The following is a 23,735-nucleotide window of genomic DNA, read 5'->3' on the forward strand; positions in this document are numbered from 1 at the left end:
AAAATACTTTGTGTTCTTCGCGCCTGTGCGGTTAATAACCAACAAAAACTCGCCCGCGACCCGAATCGAATTGATTGCTGGAGAATTGTCATGCTTTCCGTAACCGGCCTGCGGGCCACTGTCGGTGATAAAGAAATCCTCAAGGGCTTAGATCTAAAAGTCGGGCCAGGCGAGATACATGCGATCATGGGGCCGAATGGCTCGGGCAAAAGCACGCTGTCGCATGTGCTCTCAGGGCGCGATGGCTATACCGTTACTGCTGGTTCGGTATTGTTTGAGGGTCAAGATCTGCTGACATTGGAACCCGAAGTCCGCGCCCAGCTTGGCCTATTTCTCGCCTTTCAATATCCGGTTGAATTGCCCGGCGTCAATAACACCTATTTTCTCAAAGCGGCACTCAATAGCCTTCGCAAGGCACGCGGCGAACCCGAACTCGATGCCGTATCATTTTTGCGCTTGATTAAAGAAAAACTCAAGATTCTCCATCTCGATGATTCGTTATTAAAGCGGGCTGTCAATGCTGGGTTTTCCGGTGGCGAAAAAAAGCGCAATGAAATCTTTCAGATGGCGCTGTTAGAACCCAAACTTGCAATCCTCGATGAAACGGATTCCGGCTTAGATATTGACGCGCTGCGCGTGGTCGCTGAAGGCGTCAATGCCCTGCGCTCGCCGGAACGCTCAATGATTGTCGTCACCCATTATCAGCGATTGCTGGATTATATTCAGCCCGATTATGTGCATGTGTTAGCGCGGGGCCGCATTATTCGCTCCGGCGGGAAAGAATTGGCACTGGAATTAGAAGAAAAAGGCTACGGTTGGATTGATGCGGAGTTGGCGGCATGAATGCGCCCCTGCACAGTGGTCTTGAACACTGGTTGAGTGCGCCCGATGACACGCCGGCTCCTGATTGGCTGTTGGAACAGCGCCGCGCCGCTCGGGTGCGTGTGAGTGCCCAGCCGCTGCCACATTCCAAAGAAGAGGCGTGGCGCTACACCAGTCTCAAAGGCTTGCTCGAACAGGATTTCAGCGCCATCGACGAACCGTTAGATGCGCTGCAAGCTGAGGATCTCGACGCAGTGTTGATCGCCGGACTGGACGCGCATCGCGTGGTGCTGGTCAACGGGCGTTTTGCGCCGGAACTCTCGACGCTGGACGCGCTGCCAGCGGGTGTGCGCATCGGCGGTTTGCGCGACTGGCTCGACCGTGATCCCGAGTCGTTACGCGGTCAGCTCGATACGGCACGCGGCGAGTCGGGCGCGTTTTTTGCGCTGCTCAACACCGCTGGTCTGGATGATGGTCTGGTGCTGTGGCTGGAACGCGGCACTTTGCTCGAACGTCCGGTCGAGCTGATTCATCTTTCAGTTGAATTGGATGAGCCGCGTGTCGCCCATCCGCGTCATTTAGTGTATCTGGAAGCGGGGGCGCAGGCGACGCTGATCGAGCGATATGTCAGCCTCGGCGCGTCGCTGTATTGCACCAATGCGGTGGTAGAAGTGCTGCTTGGACGCGATGCAGTGCTCAAACACGAACGGTTGCAGATGGAGAGCCGCAACGCTTTTCATCTCACCAGTTTGTATCTAGTTCAGGATGCCAACAGTCGTTATGTGGGCGTGAATATCGGGCTGGGCGCACGCTGGGCGCGGACGGATCTGAACACGCGCTTTCGCGGTGAACAGGCTGAATGTCTCTTGCACGGGCTGTATCTCGCGGGCGATGGGCAGTTGCTCGACTATCATCTCGATGTCGAACACGCCGTGCCCAATTGCCGCAGTGAAGAGCAGTTCAAAGGCTTGCTGACCGGCGCTGGGCGGGCGGTATTTGATGGGCGGGTACTGGTCGCCAAGCACGCGCAGAAGAGCGATGCGGCCATGTCGAACCGCAATCTGATGCTCTCCGAACAGGCCGAAATCGACACCAAACCGCAGCTTGAAATCTATGCCGATGATGTCAAGTGCAGTCACGGTACCACCGTCGGTCAGATTGAGCCGGAAATGCTGTTTTATCTGCGCTCACGCGGCATTGACGCAGCGCGGGCACAGCGGATGCTGTGTCTGGGATTTGCCGCCGAGATCCTCGACCAGCTTGGCGCTGAAGCGGTGCGCGAGCAAGTCGCCGAGGCTGTCGCGCAGCGGCTGGGTTGATGCGACCGATGGATTTAAACCGCGTGTGTCAATCGCGGAGGATTGAGTATGAACAGACTGGCGCGTTTTGCCGATTTTTTTAGCCGCCGTAAGGACGATTCCGCGACACCCGCAGCGGACGCAGCGGCACGGCCTGAGGATGATGGGGAAGTGGTCGAGGTGGCCGTTGAGCGCATGGACGCTGAAGAATTGCGTGAGCCGATTATTGCGTCACTGCGCGGCGTCCACGATCCTGAGATTCCGGTCAACATCTACGATCTGGGGTTGATCTACCGCATCGATATTGCGCTGAATGGCAATGTCGCGGTTGATATGACGCTCACCGCGCCCGGCTGTCCGGTGGCGGGCATGATGCCGCTGATGGTCAAGAGCGCCGTGGAGCGGGTCGAAGGCGTCGGACAGGTCAGCGTGCAACTGGTCTGGGATCCGCCCTGGAATGCTGACAATATGAGCGATGAAGCGCGGTTGCAGTTGGGGTTGATGTGAGTTTTGGGGAGCGGCTAGAGATCGACGTTTAGCAAGAACGCTTCTTCACGAGAACGCAAAGTATGTTTCGTGCGAATTGCTGCTAGGATTTGATCCTGACCGCATTATTTTTGGATGTTTTTATGTTGGCTAAACGCACGCGCAAAAACCAAATTACTTTGCCAAAAACCATCGTTCAGAGCGTTGGTGAAGCTGATTATTATGATATCGCCGTTCAGGAAGGCAAAATTGTGTTAACGCCGGTTCGATTACAGCGTACTGAAGCAGTATGGGCTAAGCTAGACGCCTTAGGGATCACACCGGACGACGTAGATGAGGCGATTGCTTGGGCGAGAAAAGGCGCGTGAGTCTGCCGCGTGTTGTGCTTGATACCAACTGCTTGGTTTCAGCACTGATCTTCTCGCGGAGTAAATTTGCGTGGTTGCGGGCGGCTTGGCAAACGAATCGATTTGTGGCACTCGCCAGCTATGACACGGTTAGAGAACTTCTAAGAGTATTGAACTATCCAAAATTCAAACTGAGCCGTGCAGAGCAAGAGTGCCTATTAGCTGAATTTGTGCCCTATGTTGAGACAGTCAAGATCGAGCATACGCCAAATGGACTGCCTCATATCCGTGATCCTGACGATGTTATATTTCTCGTGCTCGCCGCTGTTGCTGGCGCAGATGCGTTGGTGAGTGGCGATGGGGATATTCAAGCAGTCAAAGAACAGTTCCATATTCCTATCCTAACAGTAGCCGAGTTTGCTGATTGGCTAGAACAGCAGTGACGCTGGGCTGGATGCTGGCGGCTGAAAGCTGGCAGCTTAACCGCCACACACCGGACACAGCGGATCGGCCCGCAACCGCACCGTGCGCCAATCCATCTGGAACGCATCCAGCAACAGCAGGCGACCGAATAGCGGTGCGCCGAGTCCAGCCAAAATCTTGATCGCTTCGGTCGCTTGCACGCTGCCGATGATCCCAACCACCGGCGCCAGCACACCCGTCGCCGTGCAGGTCGTCTCTTCGGCTCCGTCCGTTTCTGGATACAAACAGCGATAGCACGGGCCGCCCGGCTGACCAGTGAATGCCGTGACCTGCCCTTCTAAACGAATCGCCGCGCCTGATACCAATGGAATCCGCGCCGCATAGCAAGCGGCATTCACGGCAAAACGGGTCGCAAAGTTATCGCTGCATTCGACGACGAGATCAACGCCCGCTAACTGCGCGGCCAGTGTCTCAGCGGTCAAAGCCCGTTCAACGGCAATCAATTCGACATCTGAATTGAGCGCGTGGAGCGTGCGCCGTGCTGACTCCGCTTTGGTCAGGCCGATGTGATCGGTGTGATGCACAATTTGTCGTTGCAGATTCGATAGCTCAACGCTGTCGAAGTCAGCTAACAGTAAACGCCCAACCCCGGCGGCAGCCAGATAGAGCGCGACCGGCGAACCAAGCCCACCTAAGCCGACAATCAGCACTGTAGCCGCCCGCAGGCGTTCGTGACCGGCGATGCCGAATTGCGGCAGCAGAATATGACGGCTGTAGCGGAGCAGATCGGCGTCAAGCATTGGGAGAGAGAGGATGGAGAGCGGGCGGGATGATCACGAAGCCGCAGCTTCGTGACCAGACAAACAGCGGCTACAGCTTAGAGGCTGTAGTACAGATCGAACTCAACCGGATGGGTGGTCATGCGAATGCGCGTGACTTCTTTCATCTTGAGTTCAATGTAGGCGTCGATCAGATCGTCGGTGAACACGCCACCGGCAGTCAAGAAGGCGCGATCTTGGTCGAGATAATCCAGCGCCATGTCGAGCGAATGGCACACGGTCGGGATCGCTTTGGCCTCTTCACGCGGCAGATCGTAGAGATCCTTGTCCATCGCATCGCCCGGATGGATCTTGTTCTGAATACCGTCGAGACCGGCCATCATCATCGCCGTAAATGCCAGATACGGATTCGCGGTGGCATCGGGGAAGCGCACTTCGATGCGCCGCGCCTTCGGGCTGGCCACATGCGGAATGCGGATCGACGCCGAACGGTTACGCGCCGAATACGCCAGCATAACCGGCGCTTCAAAGCCGGGCACCAGCCGCTTGTACGAATTGGTCGAAGCGTTGGTGATCGCGTTCAGCGCCCGAGCGTGCTTGATGATGCCGCCGATGTAGTACAGCGCCAGATCGGACAGACCGCCGTACTTGTCACCAGCAAACAGGTTCTGACCGTCTTTGGCCAGCGATTGATGGACGTGCATCCCGCTGCCGTTGTCGCCGACCAGCGGTTTAGGCATAAAGGTCACGGTCTTGCCGTAAGCGTGCGCGACGTTCTGCACCACGTACTTGAGAATCTGCGTCCAGTCAGCCCGCTCAACTAAGGTGCTGAACTTGGTGCCGATTTCGCACTGACCCGCAGTGGCCACTTCGTGATGATGCACCTCGACCGGCACGCCCATTTCTTCGAGCGTTAAGCACATGGCCGCCCGCAGATCGTTGAGCGAATCGACCGGCGGCACCGGAAAATAACCGCCCTTGATGCCCGGCCGATGCCCCATATTGCCATCGGGGAACACGCGCTCGGAGTTCCAGCCGGCTTCTTCGGAATCGACCTTATAAAAACAGCCGCTCATGTCCGCACCCCAACGCACATCGTCGAGGATAAAGAACTCTGGCTCTGGCCCGAAAAACGCGGTATCGGCGATGCCGGTGGACTTCAGATAGGCTTCAGCACGCTTGGCAACCGAACGCGGATCGCGCTCATAGCCCTGCATGGTGTCCGGCTCCAGAATGTCGCAGCGGAGAATCAGCGTGGCTTCATCGGCGAACGGATCCATCACCGCCGTGCTGGCTTCGGGCATCAGCACCATGTCGGAGGCTTCGATGCCTTTCCAGCCGGAAATCGACGAACCGTCGAACATCTTGCCATCCTTGAACACATCCTCATCGACCGTGTGCGCTGGCACCGAGACATGCTGCTCTTTGCCACGGGTGTCGGTGAAGCGAAAATCGACGAATTTCACTTCATGTTCTTGGATCATTTTAATGACATCAGTCATTCGAGCTGTCTCCGCTACGTGATAACTATACAAAACCGTTTCACCACCCAAACGGTTGGTGAATGCGCGGTGCGCTGCTTGGCGTCGCGCCCAGAAAGCAACGAACGCGCCAAAATCAAGCCTCTTGGCTGCACGCCCATCGAGCGGCGGTGTCGCCTCGCGCTATCATAGCTTGAATGGCGGGGGATCGGTGATGCGGACACCTCAGCAACCGACCGCTGGCGGCTGGCCGCTAAGAGCTGGACACTGACCACCGCACCCAAATGGACAGCGCCGCGCTCACCTTGCACCAAAACAGCGCACGCATCGCGGCACTGCGTTCAGATCGCGCTAAAATGCACCCGCACCTGTCCGAAGATGGTCTCTTCGCGCACGGCGGCGGCTAGAGCGGCGCTCAGGTGCGCTGGATCGACACCGTGCAACTGACAGGCCGCCAGCGGCAAGACCACTTCCACATGAATCCGCCCGCCGAGATAGTGCAACAGCACGCGCTGGCGCTGCTGGGCCGCAGGCAGAGCTGACCACAGCGCATCGAGACGGGCGAGGGCTTCGGCGCGTAACGGCAGTGGCGCAACTGAGGGTTGCTCGGCGTCATCTTCGGGGTCGATATGCACCGTCACATCGGTCATATCGGAGATTTCGCGTTTGAGCCGCTGTTCAACCAGCACGCTAATCATGTGCCCTTCGGAGACGCTGATTTCGGCATCAACCAGCACATGCACATCTGCCGAAACGCCGCCACCTAAGCGCCGTGTGCGCAGCATGTGAATATCACGCACGCCGCCGACCGAGCGAATCGTGCGCGTGACCTCGGCGATGCGGTCGGCTTCCAGTCCGGTATCAACCAATTCTGTGACCGCCCCCCAGCCCAGCCCCCACGCAATATGCGCGATCATCAATGCGACGATACAGGCGGCAATCGCATCCAGATACGGCAGTCCAGCCAACGTGCCCAGAATGCCGATCAACACGACAATCGAAGAAATCGCATCACTGCGATGATGCCAAGCGTTAGCGCGGAGCAAATCCGAACGCACCCGCTTGGCATAGCTGAGTGTCCACCAGTAGAGCCATTCTTTCACCCCGATTGACACCAGCGTCGCCGCCAGCGCCAGCGTATCCGGTTGGAGCAGGGCGCTGGGTTCAAACAGCCGTTGCGCGGCATCCCAGCCGATGCCCAGCGCCACCAGCAGCAGCAAAACACCGAGCGCCAGCGTGGCCACCGTTTCATAGCGGGCATGGCCGTAAGGGTGATCTTGATCGGGTTGTTGGGTGGCGTGATGACCGGCGACATACACCAACACATCGGAGAGCAAATCCGACAGCGAGTGAATGCCGTCGGCAACCAATGCCTGCGAGTGACCGAGCAGACCGGCCACAATCTTGATTACAGATAAAATCAAATTGAGTACAGCACTCACGATGCTGGTATGGGCCAGCGCGTGACGCCGTTCTTTAGTGGCCGGTGTATGTTCAATAGCGGACGCGGACGCAATCTGAGACATGCTGTGGGGCATTCTGGTCTGGGAATTTCAGACATATAGTATACGCTTAAGCAGGCAGATCGAGACTGACATCACAGTGTTTAGCCGTGTCTCAATCTAGGATTAAAGGCTAGTTTAATGCTGCGCTCGCTTGGATTATGCCTGTGAGATATCCGGCAACCATCGCTCAACGAGGATGAACAATGGCGATCTCCCTTCCAGAGGACGCAAGCCCTGAGGCGCTGACGTTGCTCAAGCAACAAAACAATGCCTTACGCGCCAGTCAGGAACAACTTGAACTGGCGTTGCACGCGGCACAAATGGGGGTCTGGGATTGGGAGCTGGCCAGCGGGCGCGTGGTTTGGGCCGGTGCGCACGCCCGCTTGTTCGGACTCAAACCAGAGGACTTCGGCGGCACGATTGACGCTGTGCAGCAGTGCGTGCATCCCGATGACCGCGAATACGGCATGACCTTAGCGCAACGCACGCTGACTGACGGCTGTGAGTTTGACAATGTGTATCGCGTCATCTGGCCTGATGGCAGCATTCACTGGCTGCACTCACTCGGACGCTTAATCCGCGACTGTCAGGGCACGGCACAGCGCATCACTGGGGTCACCTTAGACATCACCGCCCAGCGCGAGGCGGAATGCCAAATGGCCGCGCTCTCCGCTGTGGTGCGTCACAGTGATGCGATCATGGTGATTAAAGATCTGGATCGGCGCGTGATTGCGACCAATCCCAGCTTTGCCAAAGCCGCCGGTTATGCGTCAGAAGCTGAACTCATCGGCAAAACCGATGCTGAGATTTTTGGCATGTCGCCCGACGTTGAGCCGGTGCGCTCGTACATGCAGGATGAACTCGAAGCCCAGCGCCTGCCGCCGGGTGCGAGTCTGGTGCGCGAAGAGCCAGTCTTAACCCGTGATGGGCAACATCTTTGTTATCTGACCAAAAAATATCCGATCCATGACAGCGCCGGGCGGGTGATTGCCACCGCCAATATCTCGGTCGATATTACCCAGCGGCGCGAACTCGAATATCAATTGCTCACCGCAACGGCGGAAGCGCGGGCGCTGGCGGAACGGGCTGAAGCGGCCAACCGTGCGAAAAGTGCATTTTTGGCCAATATGAGCCATGAGATTCGCACGCCATTACATGCCGTGTTGGGATTTTGTTATTTGGTCGAACAACATCCGCTGGAACCGGATGTGCGTGAGCTGGTGGGCAAGATTCACAATGCCGGTGCCTCACTGCTAACGCTGATTAACGATATTCTCGACTTTTCTAAGATCGAAGCCGGGCATCTCCAGATTGAAGCCTCGCCCTTTCGACTCTCGGAACTGCTCGATTCGCTGGCGGGCATTATGAATGCCGCTGTGGGCAACAAACCGCTCGAACTCATCCTCAACCCGCCCGAACACGGAATCGAATATCTGATTGGCGACAGCGCCCGCCTGCGCCAAGTGCTCATCAATCTGCTCGGCAACGCGATCAAATTCACCGATTGCGGCGAGGTGGAATTGCGTATCACCTGTCTGGCACAGAACGCCGACAGCGTGACCTTGCAATTTGCCGTGCGTGATACCGGCATCGGCATTGATCCGGCGCAACAGCGCGAAATCTTCGCCGCCTTCAGTCAGGCCGACACCAGCATCAACCGCCGTTTTGGGGGCACCGGGCTAGGATTAGCAATCAGCGCCCAACTGGTGCAACTGATGGGCAGTGACCTGCGCGTCGAGAGTGCGCACGGCTTGGGCAGTACCTTTTTGTTTACGCTGGTTTTGCCCCGCGATCCCGAAGCCCACCCGCTGCCTGGGGAGCGGATTGGCTTGCGGCTGTTGGTCGCTGATGACTGCGTGACTGCGGGCGCGGCACTCAAACACACCGCGCAAGCGTTTGGCTGGCAGGTCGATTGGGTTGACTCCGGTGCAGCGGCCCGCGCCCTGCTGCTGGAACGCATTGATACTATCCTGTCTTATGATGCCGTGCTGTTTGATTGGCGGATGCCGGATGAAGATGGCCTCAGCAGTGCGTGGGCGCTGCGCTCCGATTTGATTGCTTGGGGCATCACCAAGCTGCCGCTGCTGTTGCTGATGGCCAGTCCGCTGGATCGACCGCAGTTACTCAGTCAGCCTGGCTTTGAATATCTCGATGGCTTGCTTGATAAGCCAGTGACGCCCTCGGCGCTCTACAATGCGCTGGTGCAGCGGTTTAATCGGCGTCCGTCACCGCCGGTCTCTACACCGCGTCAGCAATCGCTGGCCGGCGTGCATGTGCTGGTTGTCGATGACAGCGAGATCAATCAAGAGGTTGCGCAGGGCATTTTGGTCAAGCACGGCGCTCAAGTCAGTCTCGCCGATGATGGCGAAGCAGCATTGGCTTGGCTGGCAACGCATCCGACCAGTGCTGACATTATTTTGATGGATGTGCAGATGCCGCGTCTCGACGGCTATGCGGCCACGCGCCTGATTCGCCAAGACCCGCGCTGGGAGATGCTACCGATCATCGCGCTCACCGCTGGCGCATTCCGTACCATGCAGGACGCGGCACAGGCGGCAGGGATGAATGATTTTATCGCCAAGCCATTTGAAGTGGCGCATTTGGTGCAGTGCATCGAACGTTGGGTCAAGTGTGACCCGGCCGCGCCGCCCGCCGCCACTGTTCGGGCACTGCCGCCGAGCGCCGCACCGCCGGCGCTCGATGCACTCAGCGAGTACGGGATCGACACCGCCACGGCGCTGGAACGCTGGGGCGATCCGAAGGTGTATCAGGGCTATTTGGCCAAATTTCGTGACAGTCACGCCGATGACGCGCCCGCGATTGCTGCTGCGCTCGATAGCGGCGCTCATGCTACAGCGGCGGCGCTGGCGCATAAACTCACGGGGGTGGCCACAACGCTGGCACTGCCACAGGTCGCGGCTCTGGCGCGTCATCTGGAACAGGATGTGCGGCGCGGTGACCCCATTGATCCGGCGCGTTTGCAAGGATTGGGCGAAGCGATTGCCAGCGTCTGTTACGGCATCCGCGCTTGGGCGGACACGGTACATACAGTGCCGCGTGCCGAGCCGCTGACGCCAGACGCCATCGCTGCCTTACACAGCCGCCTGCTGGCCGCTATTCAACAGCAGCACTTACGCCAAGCGGAAACATTGATTGAGCAGTTACATGCCACCATTGCCGACAACCGTTTGCGGACGCTCCAGGGTTATTTGAGCGATTTTGATTTTCGCGCCGCTGAGGGACTGATGCAGACGTTAATTCAGGATCTTGCGCTTTCACAATCGGAGTAAATCATGTTGCCCGCTCGCTTACTGATTGTTGATGATGAGCCAGCGAATCTCGCTGTGCTCCGCCAGATTCTCGAACCGCATTATGCGCTGTTATTTGCACGGCATGGGGCGGATGCGCTGGAATTAGCCCGCCGTCATCATCCGAATTTAATTCTGCTCGATATTGAAATGCCGGGGCTAGATGGCTATAGCGTCTGTCGCGCACTCAAAGCCGATCCGCAGACTGAAGCGATTCCGGTGATTTTTGTGACCGCACTCTCCGAACTTGATGATGAAGAACTCGGATTTGAGGTCGGCTGTGTTGATTATTTAGTCAAACCAGTGAGTGCCGGCATTGTGCGGGCACGGGTGCGGGCACATTTATCACTGGTGCAAGCCAAACAGCTTGATAAAAGCTATCGTGATGCGCTGGCAATGCTGGCGAAAGCTGGTCATTACAATGACAGTGATACCGGAATGCACGTTTGGCGCATGGCTGCGTATGCACGCGCACTGGCTGAAGCGATTGGTTGGTCAGCGTCGCGCTGTGAATTGCTGGAATTAGCCGCACCCATGCACGACACTGGCAAGATTGGCATTCCTGATGCAATTTTGCGCAAGCCCGGTAAATTAGATGCCGATGAATGGACGATCATGCGCACCCATAGTCAGCTTGGGCATGACATTTTAGTCAGCAGTGATGCGCCGATTTTTCAACTCGCCGCTGAAATTGCGCTCTGTCATCATGAGCATTGGAATGGCGGCGGTTATCCGCACGGCTTAAGTGGTGAAGCGATTCCCGAATCAGCGCGAATTGTAGCCATTGCCGATGTATTCGATGCACTGACGATGAAGCGCCCCTATAAAGAAGCGTGGCCGATTGAACAGACGTTGGCAACCATGCAGGTATCAAGCGGTGAGCAATTCGAGCCGCGTTTAATGACGTGTTTTATCGAAATTTTACCGCGTATTTTGGAAATTAAAGCAGAATGGGAACGGCGCGAGGGTGCATAAAGCATCGTTAAAATTTTTAGACAGGATTAACAGGATGTTTCAAGATTAACACGATGCAGTGTGTACTGCTCAAAACTAAAAAAATCCTGTTCATCCTGAAACATCCTGTTAATCCTGTCTAAATGTTATTTCAATTTTAGCTAACCTTGCCGCTCAACAAGCAGCGCACAGACTACCATCGCCAGATACCAAATCAACGCTGATATAAAATGCGCATAGAGTGATAATGAGGCACTCAACGGAAAAGCAGCTAAAAATAGCGTCAGTGCCCAGGGCAGCACCGCATCTTGACCTTGACGTTTTAAGCGCCATATTAACATTAAGAGCAGCACGCAAAATATTGCATAGCCACTTAAGCCAATAATGCCGGTTTCAGCCGCGACTTCAAGCACGAATAAATGCGGCTGACTGCGATGAATTGGATCACCGCCCGAATAGTGTGAATACGCATCAGCAAAGCCATTGGCACCGATGCCATTGATTTGATTCTGCTCAAACATCCGCGCCGCACCTAACCAATGTGGCAGCCGATCACTGACGGCAACATTAAACGCCGTATAATCATTCGACAGCAAACCAGAGAGTTGGGTTACGCGGTCGCGCAACCAATCCGATTGCAGCAAACTGCCGAGACTGACAACCATAATCAGCGATAGCAGAATCAGCACCCGCCGCCGATCAAACCACAGAGTTTGCGCTCCCAATGCCAGCCAATAGAGCACAACACCGAGCGCCAAGAGCATCCAAGAAACGCGACTTCCGCCATACAAAATCACAATAAAATAGGGAATCAGCATCAGCCACAGCCCTGGGATCACACGATTAAAGCGATGCAGCCCATAAAAAAACACCGGCGAAAAAATTGCTAAAACAATTCCGAGTTTTACGCCGGGGAGCATTCCAGTTAAACGATTGCCTTCAAAACTTTTGCGGCCAAATAGATTTTCTCCGGTTATCAGTTGCAGTATCCCATCTGCCATCCAGAAGAGCAAAATTGCTAAGACAACCGCAAGAATAGTATCGGCCCGTGAGCGCAGCGGCAGCCGCTCAATAATGAAATAACCGGCCAGCAGATAAATCAAATACCGCAGGCTGACAGATAAGGTTGAGCGCACTGATTCGGCATCGACGGCTGAAATCAGCATCGGAATCCAGAGACAGAGAAACAGCGCCAGATACCATTTAAATCCGCTTGACCAAGCCTGCTGGCGATTGCGTATCCAGAGCACCAAGCCGATGACTGCCAGCACTGCCAGCACAAAGCGATAGCTTTCGTGAACGGCAAAGAGCAATAAAAATAGTCCAATCAATATGGCTGGCCAGCGCGGAGAATGTTGCAACGCTGTTAAGCGGCGCGTTAAACCAGAAAAATCAAAAACAGTATGCATGATTCGGTGATGTCTGGAAGAATGGTGTCTGTCAGAATCAAATAAAATTTGATCTGAGTTAATTTGATTAGGTGGTCACGAAGCTGGAGCGTTGTGACCAGAAAACATGCGCGAAACGGATCAAATAGCTGTATCTGACCAGTTGCTTTTTATCCGTCTTAGCCGTACAGTATTGCTGTGTATACAATTATCGAAACACCGCTGTTTACTGAAGATGCCCGCTTAATCTGGTCTGAGGCTGAGCGCGGTGCTTTTTGTGCGTGGCTGGCGGCTCATCCGCTGGCAGGTGATGTTATCCCAAATACCGGCGGATGCCGCAAGGTTCGTTGGATACGTTCTGGTATGGGAAAACGTGGTGGAACACGGGTAATTTATTACAATCGGCTTGAGAATGGCCTGATTTATTTGTTGGTGATCTATGCCAAAACAGAACGCGGTTCGATCCCAGCGCATATATTGAAAGCAATTCGTGAGGAATTGATTGATGTCCACTAACACTGATACTATCACCGGCGAAGAAATTGGCGAAAAATTATTAGCCTCAATTCGCCAATTAAAAGCCGGTCAGGGAACTGTTGTGTATTCATCCGCTGCACAAGCACGCCATAAAACTGGTTTATCGCAAGCGCAATTTGCCCAATTGCTTGGTGTCTCGGTGCGTACCCTGCAAGAATGGGAACAAGGACGCCGCCGCCCGAGTAAAGCGGCGCAGACTTTGTTTAAGGTTGCTGAATATCATCCCGAAGCCTTGCGTGAATTAATCTAATGTTTGCGCAGGATTAGAAAAATTAACACCGATGAACCCAGCCCCTGCCATCGTTTTTATCGACCCCGGCCCGAATCTAGCGCAATACTTTGCGGCGGTCGGCGCTGGTTTAGCGCCAGCTTATCGCGCCGTTTTTTTTGCACCGCGTGTTAAAAGCCGCAGTATCTTGCGGCGTTTGCACGGCGAATGCTATCCCGCCCGCCATGAATGGCGCACGCCGTCGCACGCCGCCGCGCTTCCGCATCTGGATCGCGCCGCATTGGAGGCGCAGTTGCGCCAGCCGTCGGATCGGGCGCTGGTCGCGGGCGATGCTCCCGTTTTTCAGCATTTAGCCCGCGATCTGGCCGCACTCTTTGCCGATCTTCAGCCAGCCGGCGTGGTGTGCTGGAACGGCTCTGGGCTGGCCGCCGCCAGTGCCACCCAGTTAGCGCGAGCACAGAATGTGCCGGTGCTGTTTGCCGAAAATGGCTATCTGCCCAATACCTTGCAGCTCGATGCGCTCGGCGTCAATGCGCGATCCAGCCTCACGCAGCGGCTGGCCGAACACGCCGACGCTATTGCCACGCGCCCGATTAGCCCCGCGCATCAGCACGAATTGGATACGGTGCTGACCGCCTATCGCGCTGGTCAGCCGCCGCCACAGTGTCCGCCGGCGGGCGGTTGGGTGCGGGCCTCGCCGCTGGCTTATCTGATTCAAGCGGGGCGCGATTGGCGGGCGCGTTCCCCGTCAGTGCGGCTGAATCGCCGCATTCCGCGCCAGATCCCCGCATTACCGGAGCGATTCGTGTTTTTTCCGCTTCAGGTACGTCAAGACAGTCAATTACAACTGCATTCGCCGCTCTATGGGGCGCGACTCGATCTGGCGATTCGTGATCTGGCGCAGGCGGTGCAGGCGTTGGATCCACCGCGCCGCTTGGTTGTCAAGCTGCATCCGGCGGATCTCAATAAAACCGACTATGACCCTATTGCTGCCGAACTGCCCGCAGTGGTGTGGATCGGTGGCGGCGATGTGCGCACGCTGGTGCAACGCGCTGAGGCGGTGGTGACGATCAATTCGACGGTCGGTATCGAGGCGTTGATCTTCGGCAAACCAGTGGTCACGCTCGGTGATAATCTTTATGTGCATGAACGGCTGGTGCATCCAGTGCGGCAGCGTGAGGCGCTGTTGACGCAACTTCAGCATGCGCTCAATACGCCGCCCGATAGCGAATTTATCGCCCGTTATCTGCATTTTCTCTATTTTGAGGGCTTGGTGCGGGCGCATTGGCGTGATTTTTCGCCGTCATCGGTGCAGCAATTCGCCGACGCGATCAGCGACCGCTTGGCGTCGGCGGCAAGCCCATAATCGCCAGATAAGCGTCGGTCGCGGTTTCGATCTCAAAGCGTCGCGCTGCTTGCTGGAGCAGCGGTCGCGGCACTGGATTGGCGAGCGTAGCCCGCATCGCTGCGGCTAATGCTGCCGCATCGCCGACCGGAACTAAGGGGCCAAAGCGCCCACGATCTAAAATCTCACGCGGCCCGCTCGGACAGTCGGTCGAGACGACCGGCGTGCCGACTGCGAGTGCCTCAATTAGCACAAATCCCAAGCCTTCCCAGCGCGAGGCGAACGCGAACAGCGCCGCGTGCGCCATATACGCATAGGGCTGCGGCACAAAGCCGGGCAACGCGACATCCTCGGCAACGCCCAACTCGGCTGCCAGCGTCAGCAAGGCTTCACGCTGTCGCCCATCGCCGAGAATCATCAGCCGCGCCGGTTGCTGGGCGCGAAGCTGGGCAAAGGCCTGAATCAGGGTGGCAAAATCTTTCCGCGCACTCAGCTCGCCAACACTGAGAATCAGCGGCGGTGCAGCGGGCGCAAACCAGGGATGATCGGGACGCGGTTGGGGGGTGTCGAACAAGGCCGCAGGCACCACCGGCGGCGGGAGAGCGTGGATATGCGCACGCGCCAATCCGGTATACGTCGCCATGTCATCAGCGGCCCCGACACTCGGCACCAGCACGCCATCCGCAAACCGATAGAGCTTGCCCATCGACTGCCGCTGCACCCAGCGTTCGAGCGCACCGCGTGCTGCCAGATCAACCGAAATGGTGATCCCCGAACGCAGAATCAGGCGCGTTGGCGTGCCGGCTAATGCGCGGGCGGCGAGCGCCAGCCGATTAACGCGATCTTTATCGGCTAATAACACCGCTGGCCGCTCGCGGCGCAGATAGCGCACCACCGCCGGTAGGCTCAACAGCGTGTGCGCGGTACCGAGATCAATGATGCGCGGGGCGTCGGCGACCTGTTCGAGATGCGGCCCATGCGCCCGCACTTTGAGCAGATCGACGGCATAGCCGCGCCGTACCAGCGTCGGCAACAACTGCCGCGCCAAGCGATCCACGCCGCTATGACCGGAAGTGGAAAACAACGCGGCGATGCGCGGGGCAGACATGGCGGGCGCTAGGCCGATTGCGGCGCGGTGCCAAGCGTGTCGAGATAGGTCGCAAGCGTGGTCACCGTCTGCTTACCCAACACCTCACCATCGACCACAACGGCTGGTGCCAAGCCGCACGCGCCGACACAGCGTGCTGTCAGCAGCGACAGCCGATCATCGGCGGTGGTCTCGCCAGGATTGATGCCGTATTGCGCCTGCAATCCGGCGATCAAGCTATTCGCGCCCTTGATATAACAGGCGGTACCGGTACAAATCACACAGCGATGCGCACCCTTCGGCTTGAGCTGAAAAATATGGTAGAAGGTCGCCACGCCGAACACCTTGCTCACCGGCAAGTCGAGCGAAGCGGCCACAAAGCGCAGTGCGATATCGTCGAGATACCCGAACGCATTTTGCACGCTATGTAACGTCTCAATCAGCGCATGACCGGCATAACCGTGACGGCGCATGGTGGCATTGACGAGCTTCCAGCGTTTGTCATCGCTGGGCAGGGGCGGTCTGGCGGGCGGCTGTGTCATAAGCGTATAAAAAACCCATATTCTGAGCGGCGGGGACGACAGCGGCTGGCTGACTGGCTTGCTATGATGTCGCGTCACGCGCTCTTCGCTAACCGATACCGAATACTATGGACGAAACTCCGGCTCCACGCAAAACCCGACGCGGCATTTATTTGCTGCCCAATTTGTTTACGACCGCTGCACTCTTTGCCGGTTTTTATGCCGTGCTTGCCGCGACCCAGGGGCGATTTGAAGCGGCAGCGATTGCCATTTTATCGGCGCAACTGCTCGACGGTTTTGATGGACGCATCGCCCGTTTAACCAATACGCAAAGCGCCTTTGGTGCCGAATACGATAGTTTGTCGGATATGGTCGCGTTTGGCGTGGCACCGGCGCTAGTGGCCTATCATTGGGCGCTGGGGGAATTAGGGAAGGTCGGCTGGCTGGCGGCATTTATCTTCACCGCCGCCGCTGCGCTACGCTTGGCGCGATTTAATACCCAAGTCGGAATTGCCGATAAACGCTATTTTCAAGGATTAGCCAGTCCGCCCGCCGCTGCGATTATTGCGATGGGCATTTGGACGGCGCATGATTTCGGCATTGCCGGGCAGGATGTATCATGGCTGGCGGCGTTTTTAACCGCAGGTGCGGGATTGCTGATGGTGAGCAATTTCCGCTATTTCAGCTTTAAGCAGATCAATTTACAGGGGCGCGTGCCGTTTTTATTAGCGGTGGCGGTGATGCTCGGCTTTGCCGTGATCTATATTCATCCGCCGCTGGTTCTGTTTTTAATGGCGTTGACCTACGCGATTTCTGGGCCGCTGTGGACACTGCTCCGGCTCAGACATAACCGCGAACGCCGTCAGCGCGAATAATTACAGCAATTATTAGAAATTAGACAGGATTAACAGGATGATTCAGGATTAACAGGATTAACAGAATTAAAATAATAATTTAATCAATCCTGTCAATCCTGTTAAATCTTGTTCATCCTGTCTAAAAATTCAGTTAAGAATGATAGACAGGATGAACCGGATCATTTAGGTTGATTGATTAAAAATCGCCTTAATAATTACAGCCCGCGTGCCCGGAGCCACCGCGCTGGCCATTACCGCGCCCTTGTTCAAATTCCGCTAGTTGCTCGGCACTCAAAATAGCGGATAACTTCTCGTGCATCTGTGCCGGTGATAGCGCGTGCGTTTGGCGCTGTTCGGTGAATAACGCTCTGAGCTGATCGGCTTGCTCGCTGCTCAAATCCAGCCGGTCGGTCATCCGCTCAACCTGACGATTGACCGCTTTCGCCTGTCGCTCGGTGCGCTTGGCCTTTTGCTCATCGGTCAGAATCGCGTCGATCTGGACGCGATTTTGCTGGCGCAACTGCATCTGCGCTTCGCGGGTTTTCTCCAGCACAGCGCGAACTTGCTGCTGTTGCGCTTCGGTTAAATTCAATTGCTTGGTCATGGTTTCGACCTGTGCGCCAACATCCATGCGCGGGCCGTGTCCGTCCGGGCCATTCGGACAGGCGTGTGCCGGTGCGACGCTCAACAGCGCGGCGCTGAGAATCAAACCAAATGCCGCCTGAGTAGCCGGACGACGCATCTGCATCAGTGAACGGTTCATGCTGTAGACCTCTGGGTGTTGATGGAATCAAACAGGTTGATAATGGGGCCATGCCTGAGACTTGACAGCGGCTGACCCAAGTGAGGAGCGGTGCGGCTCCGATGACAGACAGCTTACTGACAGATTGGGCATCTGCCGTGCAGCGAATGGGCAAAGATCGTGAACCTGCTGGCGCGGGCGGACTGCAAGCCGCTGGCAGTTGCTGCTAGTATCGCTGTTTGCTGTTTGCTGGTCGCTGCTCCCCCCACTCACCATTCAGAGCTTGACACAACCCCGTATGTTCAAAATCCAGACGCTCAATAATATTTCTGTGGTCGGCTTGGAACGGCTGCCGCGTGATCGCTATGAAATCGCCTCCGAGATCGCCCATCCTGATGCGATCTTGGTGCGCTCGGCCAAAATGCACGACATGGATATTCCCGAATCCGTCCAAGCTATCGGACGCGCCGGAGCTGGGACTAATAATGTGCCAGTCGCCGAGATGACCAAGCGCGGCGTCGCGGTCTTTAATGCCCCGGGTGCCAATGCCAATGCGGTCAAAGAATTGGTGCTCGCTGGAATGCTACTGTCAGCGCGTAATATCGCTCAAGCTTGGCAATTCTCCCGCGATTTGCAGGGCGATGATGCCGCGATCAATGAAGCGGTTGAAGCCGGTAAAAAACGCTTCGCTGGATTTGAGCTACCCGGACGCACGCTCGGCGTCGTCGGGCTGGGCGCAATCGGCGTCAAGGTCGCCAATGCCGCCCGCGCCCTCGGAATGCACGTCATCGGCTATGACCCGACGATCACGGTGCAGCGGGCGTGGCAATTAGCCAGCGATGTGAAGCAAGCCCTGAGCATCGACGATCTGCTCACGCGCGCGGATTTTGTAACCTTTCATGTGCCGCTCACTGAGCAAACGCGCCACATGATTAACGCCGAGCGCATCCGCATTCTGCCCAAAGGCGCGATACTGCTGAATTTTTCGCGTCAAGGTATTCTCGATGATGAAGCAGTGATTGCCGCGCTCGATTCCGGTCAACTCTACGCTTATTGCTGCGATTTCCCCAGTAATCGCCTCAAAGATCATCCGCGCATTGTCACCCTGCCGCATCTGGGCGCTTCGACCCGCGAGGCCGAGGATAACTGCGCGATCATGGTCGCCGATCAAATCCGCGATTATCTGGAAGATGGCAATATCAGCAATTCGGTCAATTTCCCTGACATCCAGTTGCCGCGCACCGAAGGTCAGCGGTTGGCGATTGTCAACAGCAATGTGCCCAATATGCTCGGGCAGATTTCGACCGATCTGGCCGCCGCTGGGCTGAATATCATCGACATGCTCAACCGCTCGCGGGGCGATGTCGCCGTGACCTTAGTTGATGTCGATCAGCCGTGCCCCGAAGCGACGCTGGCGCGGTTACGGGCGATTGATGGCGTGCTCTCGGTGCGCTGTCTCGGTGGTTGAGTGCAGGTGCGAGCAGGTGAGCGATGAGGAGAGCAAAAAAGCCATGAGCGAGCACGGCAACTCAGAGCAACAGGCACTGGCAGCGGTGCGCGACCGCATCGACGCCATTGATCTCGAAATCTTGCAGTTGATTAGCGAGCGTGCCCGCTGCGCCCAGCAGGTCGCCCACATTAAGACTGGTGCTCAGGGCGGTGCCGTGCAGTTTTACCGCCCCGAACGCGAGGTTGCCGTTCTACGGCGCATCAAAGCGGCCAATCGCGGGCCGCTCGATGATGAAGAGGTGGCGCGGCTGTTCCGCGAGATCATGTCAGCGTGTTTGGCGCTCGAACGGCCCCTCACCGCCGCCTTTTTGGGGCCAGCCGGTACCTTTACCCAGGCCGCCGCGATCAAGCATTTTGGGCATTCGGTCATCACTCACGCCCTCGGGGCGATTGATGAGATTTTTCGTGAAGTCGAATCCGGTGCCTGTGATTTTGGCGTGGTGCCGGTCGAGAACTCAACCGAAGGCGTGGTCAGCCATACGCTCGATTCATTTATCAGCTCGCCGCTGCGGATTATCGGCGAGGTCTGTTTGCGCGTGCATCAGCAGCTCTTGAGCACCGCGCCCGATCTGGCCAGCATTCGGCGGGTGTATTCGCATCAGCAATCGCTGGCGCAATGCCGCGAATGGCTCGACCGCCATCTCCCCACCGCCGAACGCTTGCCAGTGAGCAGCAATGCAGAAGCGGCGCGGCTGGTGGTGTCCGATCCCGACGCGGCAGCCGTCGCCGGTTTGCAAGCGGCGGAGATTTATCAGCTCAACGTGCTCGCCGAGTGCATCGAGGACGAGCCGAGCAACACCACGCGCTTTCTGGTCATCGGCAAGCAGGATGCGCCGCCAAGCGGTCAAGATAAAACCAGTCTCTTGCTTGCGTGTAAAAATCAGGCCGGTGGGCTACATCGGCTGCTCGCACCGCTCGCGGCGCATGGTCTGAGCATGACGCGCATTGAGTCGCGCCCGTCGCGGCGCGGCATCTGGGATTATGTGTTTTTTGTCGATATTCTCGGTCATCGTCAGGATCCGACCGTCAGCGACGCTTTGCAGACGCTTGAACAGGAGGCGCTGTTGTTGAAAGTGCTGGGGTCGTATCCGGTTGCGGTGCTCTAAAAGCGCAGTTTTGCGCTCGAACATCTTTTTGAAAATTTGGATATTTCGCTGATGAGTCAAGCTGAAAACCCGTTTATTTCGCTCGCTGCACCCTGGATTGCCGGACTCACGCCCTATGTCCCCGGCAAGCCTGTCTCGGAACTGGAACGCGAACTCGGCATTCGTGATTCGGTCAAGCTGGCCTCAAACGAAAATCCATTAGGGCCAGGGCTACGCGCACGCGAGGCCATGACGGCGTTGTTGTCTGAGTTAGGCCGCTATCCCGATGGGGCCGGATTTGAGCTGCGCCGCACGCTGGCTGATTATCACGGTCTGTCACCAGCCGCCGTGACGCTGGGCAACGGCTCCAATGATGTCCTCGATCTGATTGCGCGGGTGTTTTTGCAACCCGAGACCGAATCCGTGTTTTCGGAACATGCGTTTGCTGTGTATCCGCTGGCGATTCAATCGGTTGGAGCTAGAGCGCGAATGGCGCAAGCCTGTGACTTTGGACACGATTTAACCGCAATGGCCGCGCTGGTCACTGATGCCACCCGCGTAGTATGGATCGCCAATCCGAACAATCCGACCGGCACCTGGTTAGCCGCCGGGCCGCTCAAATCGTTCATCGGCTCGCTGCCAAAACGCTGCATCGTCGTCGTCGATGAAGCCTATACCGAATATGTTGCCGATCCGGAATTTCCCAATGCAACACACTGGGTTGAGACATTCCCCAATCTGATCGTCACCCGCACCTTCTCTAAAGCACACGGATTGGCAGCATTGCGCATCGGCTATGCGCTCAGTGATCCACGTATCGCCGATCTGCTCAACCGTGTGCGCCAGCCGTTTAATGTCAACGCATTGGGGCAGGTAGCAGCGACGGCGGCGATCAACGACCGCGAGCATGTGCGGGCCTCGGTCGAGCTGAATCAAGCCGGCATGAAGCAATTGACGACCGCTTTTGCCCGACTCGGCCTGAGCTACATTCCGTCGGTCGGCAATTTCGTGACCGTCGATTGTGGCCGACCGGCTGCGCCACTCAATGATGCGCTGCTCAAACGCGGTGTCATCGTGCGCCCGCTGGCTAATTATGGGATGCCGAATCATTTGCGCATCAGCATTGGGCTGGAATCGGAGAACGCCCGCTTTATCGCTGCTTTTGAGGATGTGCTGGCGTGAGGATCGAGCGTCTGGCAATCATTGGGGTCGGACTGATCGGCGGTTCGCTGGCACGCGCACTGCGGGCAGCGGGCGCAGTCGGCGAGATTGTCGGCTGTGGGCGCTCGCTGGCGAATCTTGAACGCGCTCGGGCGCTCGGCGTGGTCGATCACATCACCCACGATCCGGCTGAGGCGGTGCGCGGGGCGGATCTGGTGTTTTTAGCCGTGCCGCTCGGCGCGATGCGCGGGGCGTTGGCGGCGATGCGTGACAGTTTAGACCCCGAAGCGATCATCACCGATGGGGGCAGTGTCAAATGCAGCGTCATCGAAGATGCGCGAGCGGTGTTCGGTGCCGTGCCGCCGCGTCTGGTGCCCGGACATCCGATTGCGGGCACCGAACACAGTGGCGTTGAGGCGTCCTTTGCTGAACTCTACCGCGAACGCCGCGTGATTCTGACCCCATTGCCCGAGACCGATCCCGATGCGCTGGCGCGGGTAACGGCGATGTGGCAGGCGTGCGGGGCCGAGGTGACGGAAATGTCAGTTGCGCATCATGATGAGGTGTTGGCTGCGACCAGTCATCTGCCGCACATGCTGGCGTTTGGGTTGGTCGATGCGCTGGCGCGGATGCGCGAAAATGATGAGATTTTCCGCTATGCCGCCGGTGGTTTCCGCGATTTTACGCGCATTGCTTCCAGCAATCCGGTGATGTGGCGCGACATCTGTCTGGCGAACCGCGAGGCGCTCAGTGCGATGCTGGCGCGATTTAGCATCGAAATGACCGATCTTGCCGAGAGCATCCGCCGCGCTGATGGCGAGCAATTGCATGAAATCTTTGCCCGCGCCCGTGCCGCCCGCGACCGTTCAATCGCGCCGCCGCGCTCGTCGGCACCCGCGCAGCTTCCGGTGGTGGGATTTGTCGCCCCGAGCGGCAGCGGCAAAACGACGCTGCTGCGGCGCTTAGTTGCCGCATTGCACGCACGCGGGCAGCGCGTCGGGTATCTCAAGCACGCGCATCATCGTTTTGATCTGGATCGCCCCGGCAAAGATAGCTATGAACTGCGGGCAGCGGGTGCGGCGCAAACGCTGTTAGCCTCGCGTGAGCGTTGGGCGTTGCAGGTCGAGAACACGCAAAAAGGCACAGATCCCGATCTGGAATCCATGCTGGCACGGTTCGAGCGCGAGCGGCTCGATTTGGTGCTGGTTGAGGGATTTAAGCACGCGCACTATCGCAAAATTGAGGTCTATCGTGCAGCATTGGGTCAGCCGCCCTTATATCCGAACGATCCTGAAATCATCGCGCTCGTCACTGACGATCCGCCGCCGGTTATGCCGCATCCGCCGGTATTTTCGTTGGCGGATTTGGATGGGTTGATGGAATTTATAACCAGATGTCCGCGTTAGCTGCTGCCGATTCCTTAACACTCTACGAACAGCTCGCCGCGCTCCCCGACGGGCTGACGGGCGAACTGCTCGCCGGACAGCTTCACACCCAACCGCGCCCGACTGGGCCGCACGGTCGGGCGGCGGTGCGTCTCGACCGCACTATTGGGCGTGGCTACGATGATGGCGAGGATGGCCCCGGCGGTTGGTGGATTCTGGTCGAACCCGAGGTGCATTTCGTGCGCGATCAAGTGGTTGCCGTTCCCGATCTCGCTGGTTGGCGACGCGAGCGGATGCCGCACTATGGTGTCGCGCATGTCTGGTTGGTCGATCCGCTCGAACACTCGCTAGAGGTCTATGCGCTGGAAGCTGGCGCGTGGCGTGCGGTGCTTCAGGCCAGCGGCGTAGAGCGCGTGCAAGCACCGCCCTTTATTGAATTGACGCTAGAGCTTGAATCACTGTGGGTCTAGGTGATTCGAGATTGCG

The 23,735-nt window shown here is 57.3% G+C and carries 23 protein-coding genes and 1 pseudogene; 17 read left to right on the forward strand and 7 right to left on the reverse strand.

Features of this window, described 5'->3' with window-relative positions; genetic code table 11:
* Window positions 1–90: 90 nt before the first annotated feature.
* The 5 genes from sufC (at window position 91) to BLW10_RS09025 (ending at window position 3,396) form a co-directional block, all read left to right on the forward strand.
* On the forward strand, window positions 91–843 hold the full coding sequence (sufC, locus tag BLW10_RS09005) for a Fe-S cluster assembly ATPase SufC (RefSeq protein ID WP_091334068.1): 753 nt from the start codon (window positions 91–93) through the stop codon (window positions 841–843).
* Window positions 840–2,141: a Fe-S cluster assembly protein SufD gene (sufD, locus tag BLW10_RS09010; RefSeq protein WP_091334070.1), complete on the forward strand. Its 1,302-nt coding sequence runs from the start codon at window positions 840–842 to the stop codon at window positions 2,139–2,141. The genes sufC and sufD overlap by 4 nt, the downstream gene beginning before the upstream one ends.
* 48 nt (window positions 2,142–2,189) lie before the next feature.
* Entirely contained in the window at window positions 2,190–2,627 is a 438-nt protein-coding gene (locus BLW10_RS09015; RefSeq protein ID WP_091334072.1) for an SUF system Fe-S cluster assembly protein, read from the forward strand.
* A gap of 89 nt (window positions 2,628–2,716) precedes the next feature.
* Window positions 2,717–2,974 (forward strand): AbrB/MazE/SpoVT family DNA-binding domain-containing protein, encoded by a 258-nt coding sequence (locus BLW10_RS09020; RefSeq protein WP_245709295.1) that lies wholly within the window; start codon window positions 2,717–2,719, stop codon window positions 2,972–2,974.
* Complete coding sequence (locus tag BLW10_RS09025; RefSeq protein WP_177169035.1) at window positions 2,971–3,396, forward strand: putative toxin-antitoxin system toxin component, PIN family; 426 nt, start codon at window positions 2,971–2,973, stop codon at window positions 3,394–3,396. Before BLW10_RS09020 ends, BLW10_RS09025 begins: the two co-directional genes overlap by 4 nt.
* Window positions 3,397–3,432: 36 nt before the next feature.
* Here the strand turns inward: BLW10_RS09025 and BLW10_RS09030 are convergent, their stop codons facing one another.
* The 3 genes from BLW10_RS09030 to BLW10_RS09040 all read right to left on the reverse strand — a co-directional run bounded on the left by BLW10_RS09030 (window position 3,433) and on the right by BLW10_RS09040 (window position 7,162).
* Complete coding sequence (locus tag BLW10_RS09030) at window positions 3,433–4,176, reverse strand: HesA/MoeB/ThiF family protein (RefSeq protein ID WP_091334074.1); 744 nt, start codon at window positions 4,174–4,176, stop codon at window positions 3,433–3,435.
* 77 nt (window positions 4,177–4,253) lie between these two features.
* Window positions 4,254–5,657, reverse strand: coding sequence for a glutamate--ammonia ligase (gene glnA / locus BLW10_RS09035; protein WP_091334076.1), 1,404 nt, complete (start codon window positions 5,655–5,657; stop codon window positions 4,254–4,256).
* Between the two features lie 320 nt (window positions 5,658–5,977).
* Window positions 5,978–7,162, reverse strand: a complete 1,185-nt coding sequence (locus tag BLW10_RS09040) for a cation diffusion facilitator family transporter (protein WP_177169036.1) — start codon at window positions 7,160–7,162, stop codon at window positions 5,978–5,980.
* A gap of 182 nt (window positions 7,163–7,344) precedes the next feature.
* Here BLW10_RS09040 and BLW10_RS09045 point away from each other — a divergent pair, with 182 nt between their 5' ends.
* Window positions 7,345–10,431: a response regulator gene (locus BLW10_RS09045; RefSeq protein ID WP_091334081.1), complete on the forward strand. Its 3,087-nt coding sequence runs from the start codon at window positions 7,345–7,347 to the stop codon at window positions 10,429–10,431.
* A gap of 3 nt (window positions 10,432–10,434) precedes the next feature.
* Complete coding sequence (locus BLW10_RS09050) at window positions 10,435–11,424, forward strand: response regulator (RefSeq protein WP_091334083.1); 990 nt, start codon at window positions 10,435–10,437, stop codon at window positions 11,422–11,424.
* A gap of 140 nt (window positions 11,425–11,564) precedes the next feature.
* On the opposite strand, the gene BLW10_RS09055 is transcribed toward BLW10_RS09050, so the two are convergent.
* Window positions 11,565–12,812 (reverse strand): O-antigen ligase family protein, encoded by a 1,248-nt coding sequence (locus BLW10_RS09055; protein WP_091334085.1) that lies wholly within the window; start codon window positions 12,810–12,812, stop codon window positions 11,565–11,567.
* Between the two features lie 177 nt (window positions 12,813–12,989).
* Here BLW10_RS09055 and BLW10_RS09060 point away from each other — a divergent pair, with 177 nt between their 5' ends.
* From BLW10_RS09060 to BLW10_RS09070, 3 genes are read left to right on the forward strand one after another with little or no spacing between them, the layout of a single operon-like run.
* The gene (locus BLW10_RS09060; protein WP_091334087.1) at window positions 12,990–13,307 is read left to right on the forward strand and encodes a type II toxin-antitoxin system RelE/ParE family toxin; all 318 of its coding nucleotides are present in this window, start codon (window positions 12,990–12,992) and stop codon (window positions 13,305–13,307) included.
* On the forward strand, window positions 13,297–13,578 hold the full coding sequence (locus BLW10_RS09065; protein WP_091334089.1) for a helix-turn-helix domain-containing protein: 282 nt from the start codon (window positions 13,297–13,299) through the stop codon (window positions 13,576–13,578). Before BLW10_RS09060 ends, BLW10_RS09065 begins: the two co-directional genes overlap by 11 nt.
* A 31-nt stretch (window positions 13,579–13,609) precedes the next feature.
* Window positions 13,610–14,923 (forward strand): capsular polysaccharide export protein, LipB/KpsS family, encoded by a 1,314-nt coding sequence (locus tag BLW10_RS09070; protein WP_091334092.1) that lies wholly within the window; start codon window positions 13,610–13,612, stop codon window positions 14,921–14,923.
* On the opposite strand, the gene BLW10_RS09075 is transcribed toward BLW10_RS09070, so the two are convergent.
* Together BLW10_RS09075 and hoxE are read right to left on the reverse strand one after the other, a co-directional pair.
* Window positions 14,889–16,010 (reverse strand): glycosyltransferase, encoded by a 1,122-nt coding sequence (locus BLW10_RS09075; protein WP_091334094.1) that lies wholly within the window; start codon window positions 16,008–16,010, stop codon window positions 14,889–14,891. The two genes, BLW10_RS09070 and BLW10_RS09075, sit on opposite strands and share 35 nt — an antisense overlap.
* An 8-nt stretch (window positions 16,011–16,018) precedes the next feature.
* A complete protein-coding gene (gene hoxE / locus BLW10_RS09080) occupies window positions 16,019–16,531 on the reverse strand; it encodes a bidirectional hydrogenase complex protein HoxE (RefSeq protein ID WP_091334096.1) in 513 nt (170 codons plus the stop codon).
* A 107-nt stretch (window positions 16,532–16,638) separates the two neighbouring features.
* Between hoxE and pssA the strand changes: the two genes are divergently transcribed.
* Window positions 16,639–17,385, forward strand: a complete 747-nt coding sequence (pssA, locus tag BLW10_RS09085; protein ID WP_091334098.1) for a CDP-diacylglycerol--serine O-phosphatidyltransferase — start codon at window positions 16,639–16,641, stop codon at window positions 17,383–17,385.
* Between the two features lie 190 nt (window positions 17,386–17,575).
* Here pssA and BLW10_RS09090 read toward each other — a convergent pair whose 3' ends face one another.
* The gene (locus tag BLW10_RS09090) at window positions 17,576–18,130 is read right to left on the reverse strand and encodes a Spy/CpxP family protein refolding chaperone (protein ID WP_091334099.1); all 555 of its coding nucleotides are present in this window, start codon (window positions 18,128–18,130) and stop codon (window positions 17,576–17,578) included.
* Between the two features lie 277 nt (window positions 18,131–18,407).
* Here BLW10_RS09090 and BLW10_RS09095 point away from each other — a divergent pair, with 277 nt between their 5' ends.
* The 6 genes and pseudogenes from BLW10_RS09095 to BLW10_RS09115 all read left to right on the forward strand — a co-directional run bounded on the left by BLW10_RS09095 (window position 18,408) and on the right by BLW10_RS09115 (window position 23,719).
* Window positions 18,408–19,577, forward strand: a complete 1,170-nt coding sequence (locus BLW10_RS09095) for a phosphoglycerate dehydrogenase (protein ID WP_091334101.1) — start codon at window positions 18,408–18,410, stop codon at window positions 19,575–19,577.
* A gap of 43 nt (window positions 19,578–19,620) precedes the next feature.
* Window positions 19,621–20,724: a prephenate dehydratase gene (pheA, locus tag BLW10_RS09100; RefSeq protein WP_091334110.1), complete on the forward strand. Its 1,104-nt coding sequence runs from the start codon at window positions 19,621–19,623 to the stop codon at window positions 20,722–20,724.
* A gap of 51 nt (window positions 20,725–20,775) precedes the next feature.
* Window positions 20,776–21,885 carry a histidinol-phosphate transaminase gene (gene hisC, locus BLW10_RS09105; protein ID WP_091334102.1) on the forward strand — a complete coding sequence of 370 codons (1,110 nt, stop codon included), beginning with the start codon at window positions 20,776–20,778 and terminating at the stop codon, window positions 21,883–21,885.
* A gap of 2 nt (window positions 21,886–21,887) precedes the next feature.
* Window positions 21,888–22,739, forward strand: a pseudogene (locus BLW10_RS09110) (prephenate dehydrogenase); the annotation flags it as partial.
* Window positions 22,734–23,270 carry a molybdopterin-guanine dinucleotide biosynthesis protein B gene (mobB, locus tag BLW10_RS14285; protein ID WP_245709297.1) on the forward strand — a complete coding sequence of 179 codons (537 nt, stop codon included), beginning with the start codon at window positions 22,734–22,736 and terminating at the stop codon, window positions 23,268–23,270. The pseudogene BLW10_RS09110 and the gene mobB, both read left to right, overlap by 6 nt.
* Window positions 23,258–23,719 (forward strand): Uma2 family endonuclease, encoded by a 462-nt coding sequence (locus BLW10_RS09115; protein WP_091334104.1) that lies wholly within the window; start codon window positions 23,258–23,260, stop codon window positions 23,717–23,719. Before mobB ends, BLW10_RS09115 begins: the two co-directional genes overlap by 13 nt.
* Window positions 23,720–23,735: the final 16 nt, after the last annotated feature.

The sequence above is a fragment of the Allochromatium warmingii genome (assembly GCF_900107145.1).
Taxonomy (GTDB): domain Bacteria; phylum Pseudomonadota; class Gammaproteobacteria; order Chromatiales; family Chromatiaceae; genus Thermochromatium; species Thermochromatium warmingii.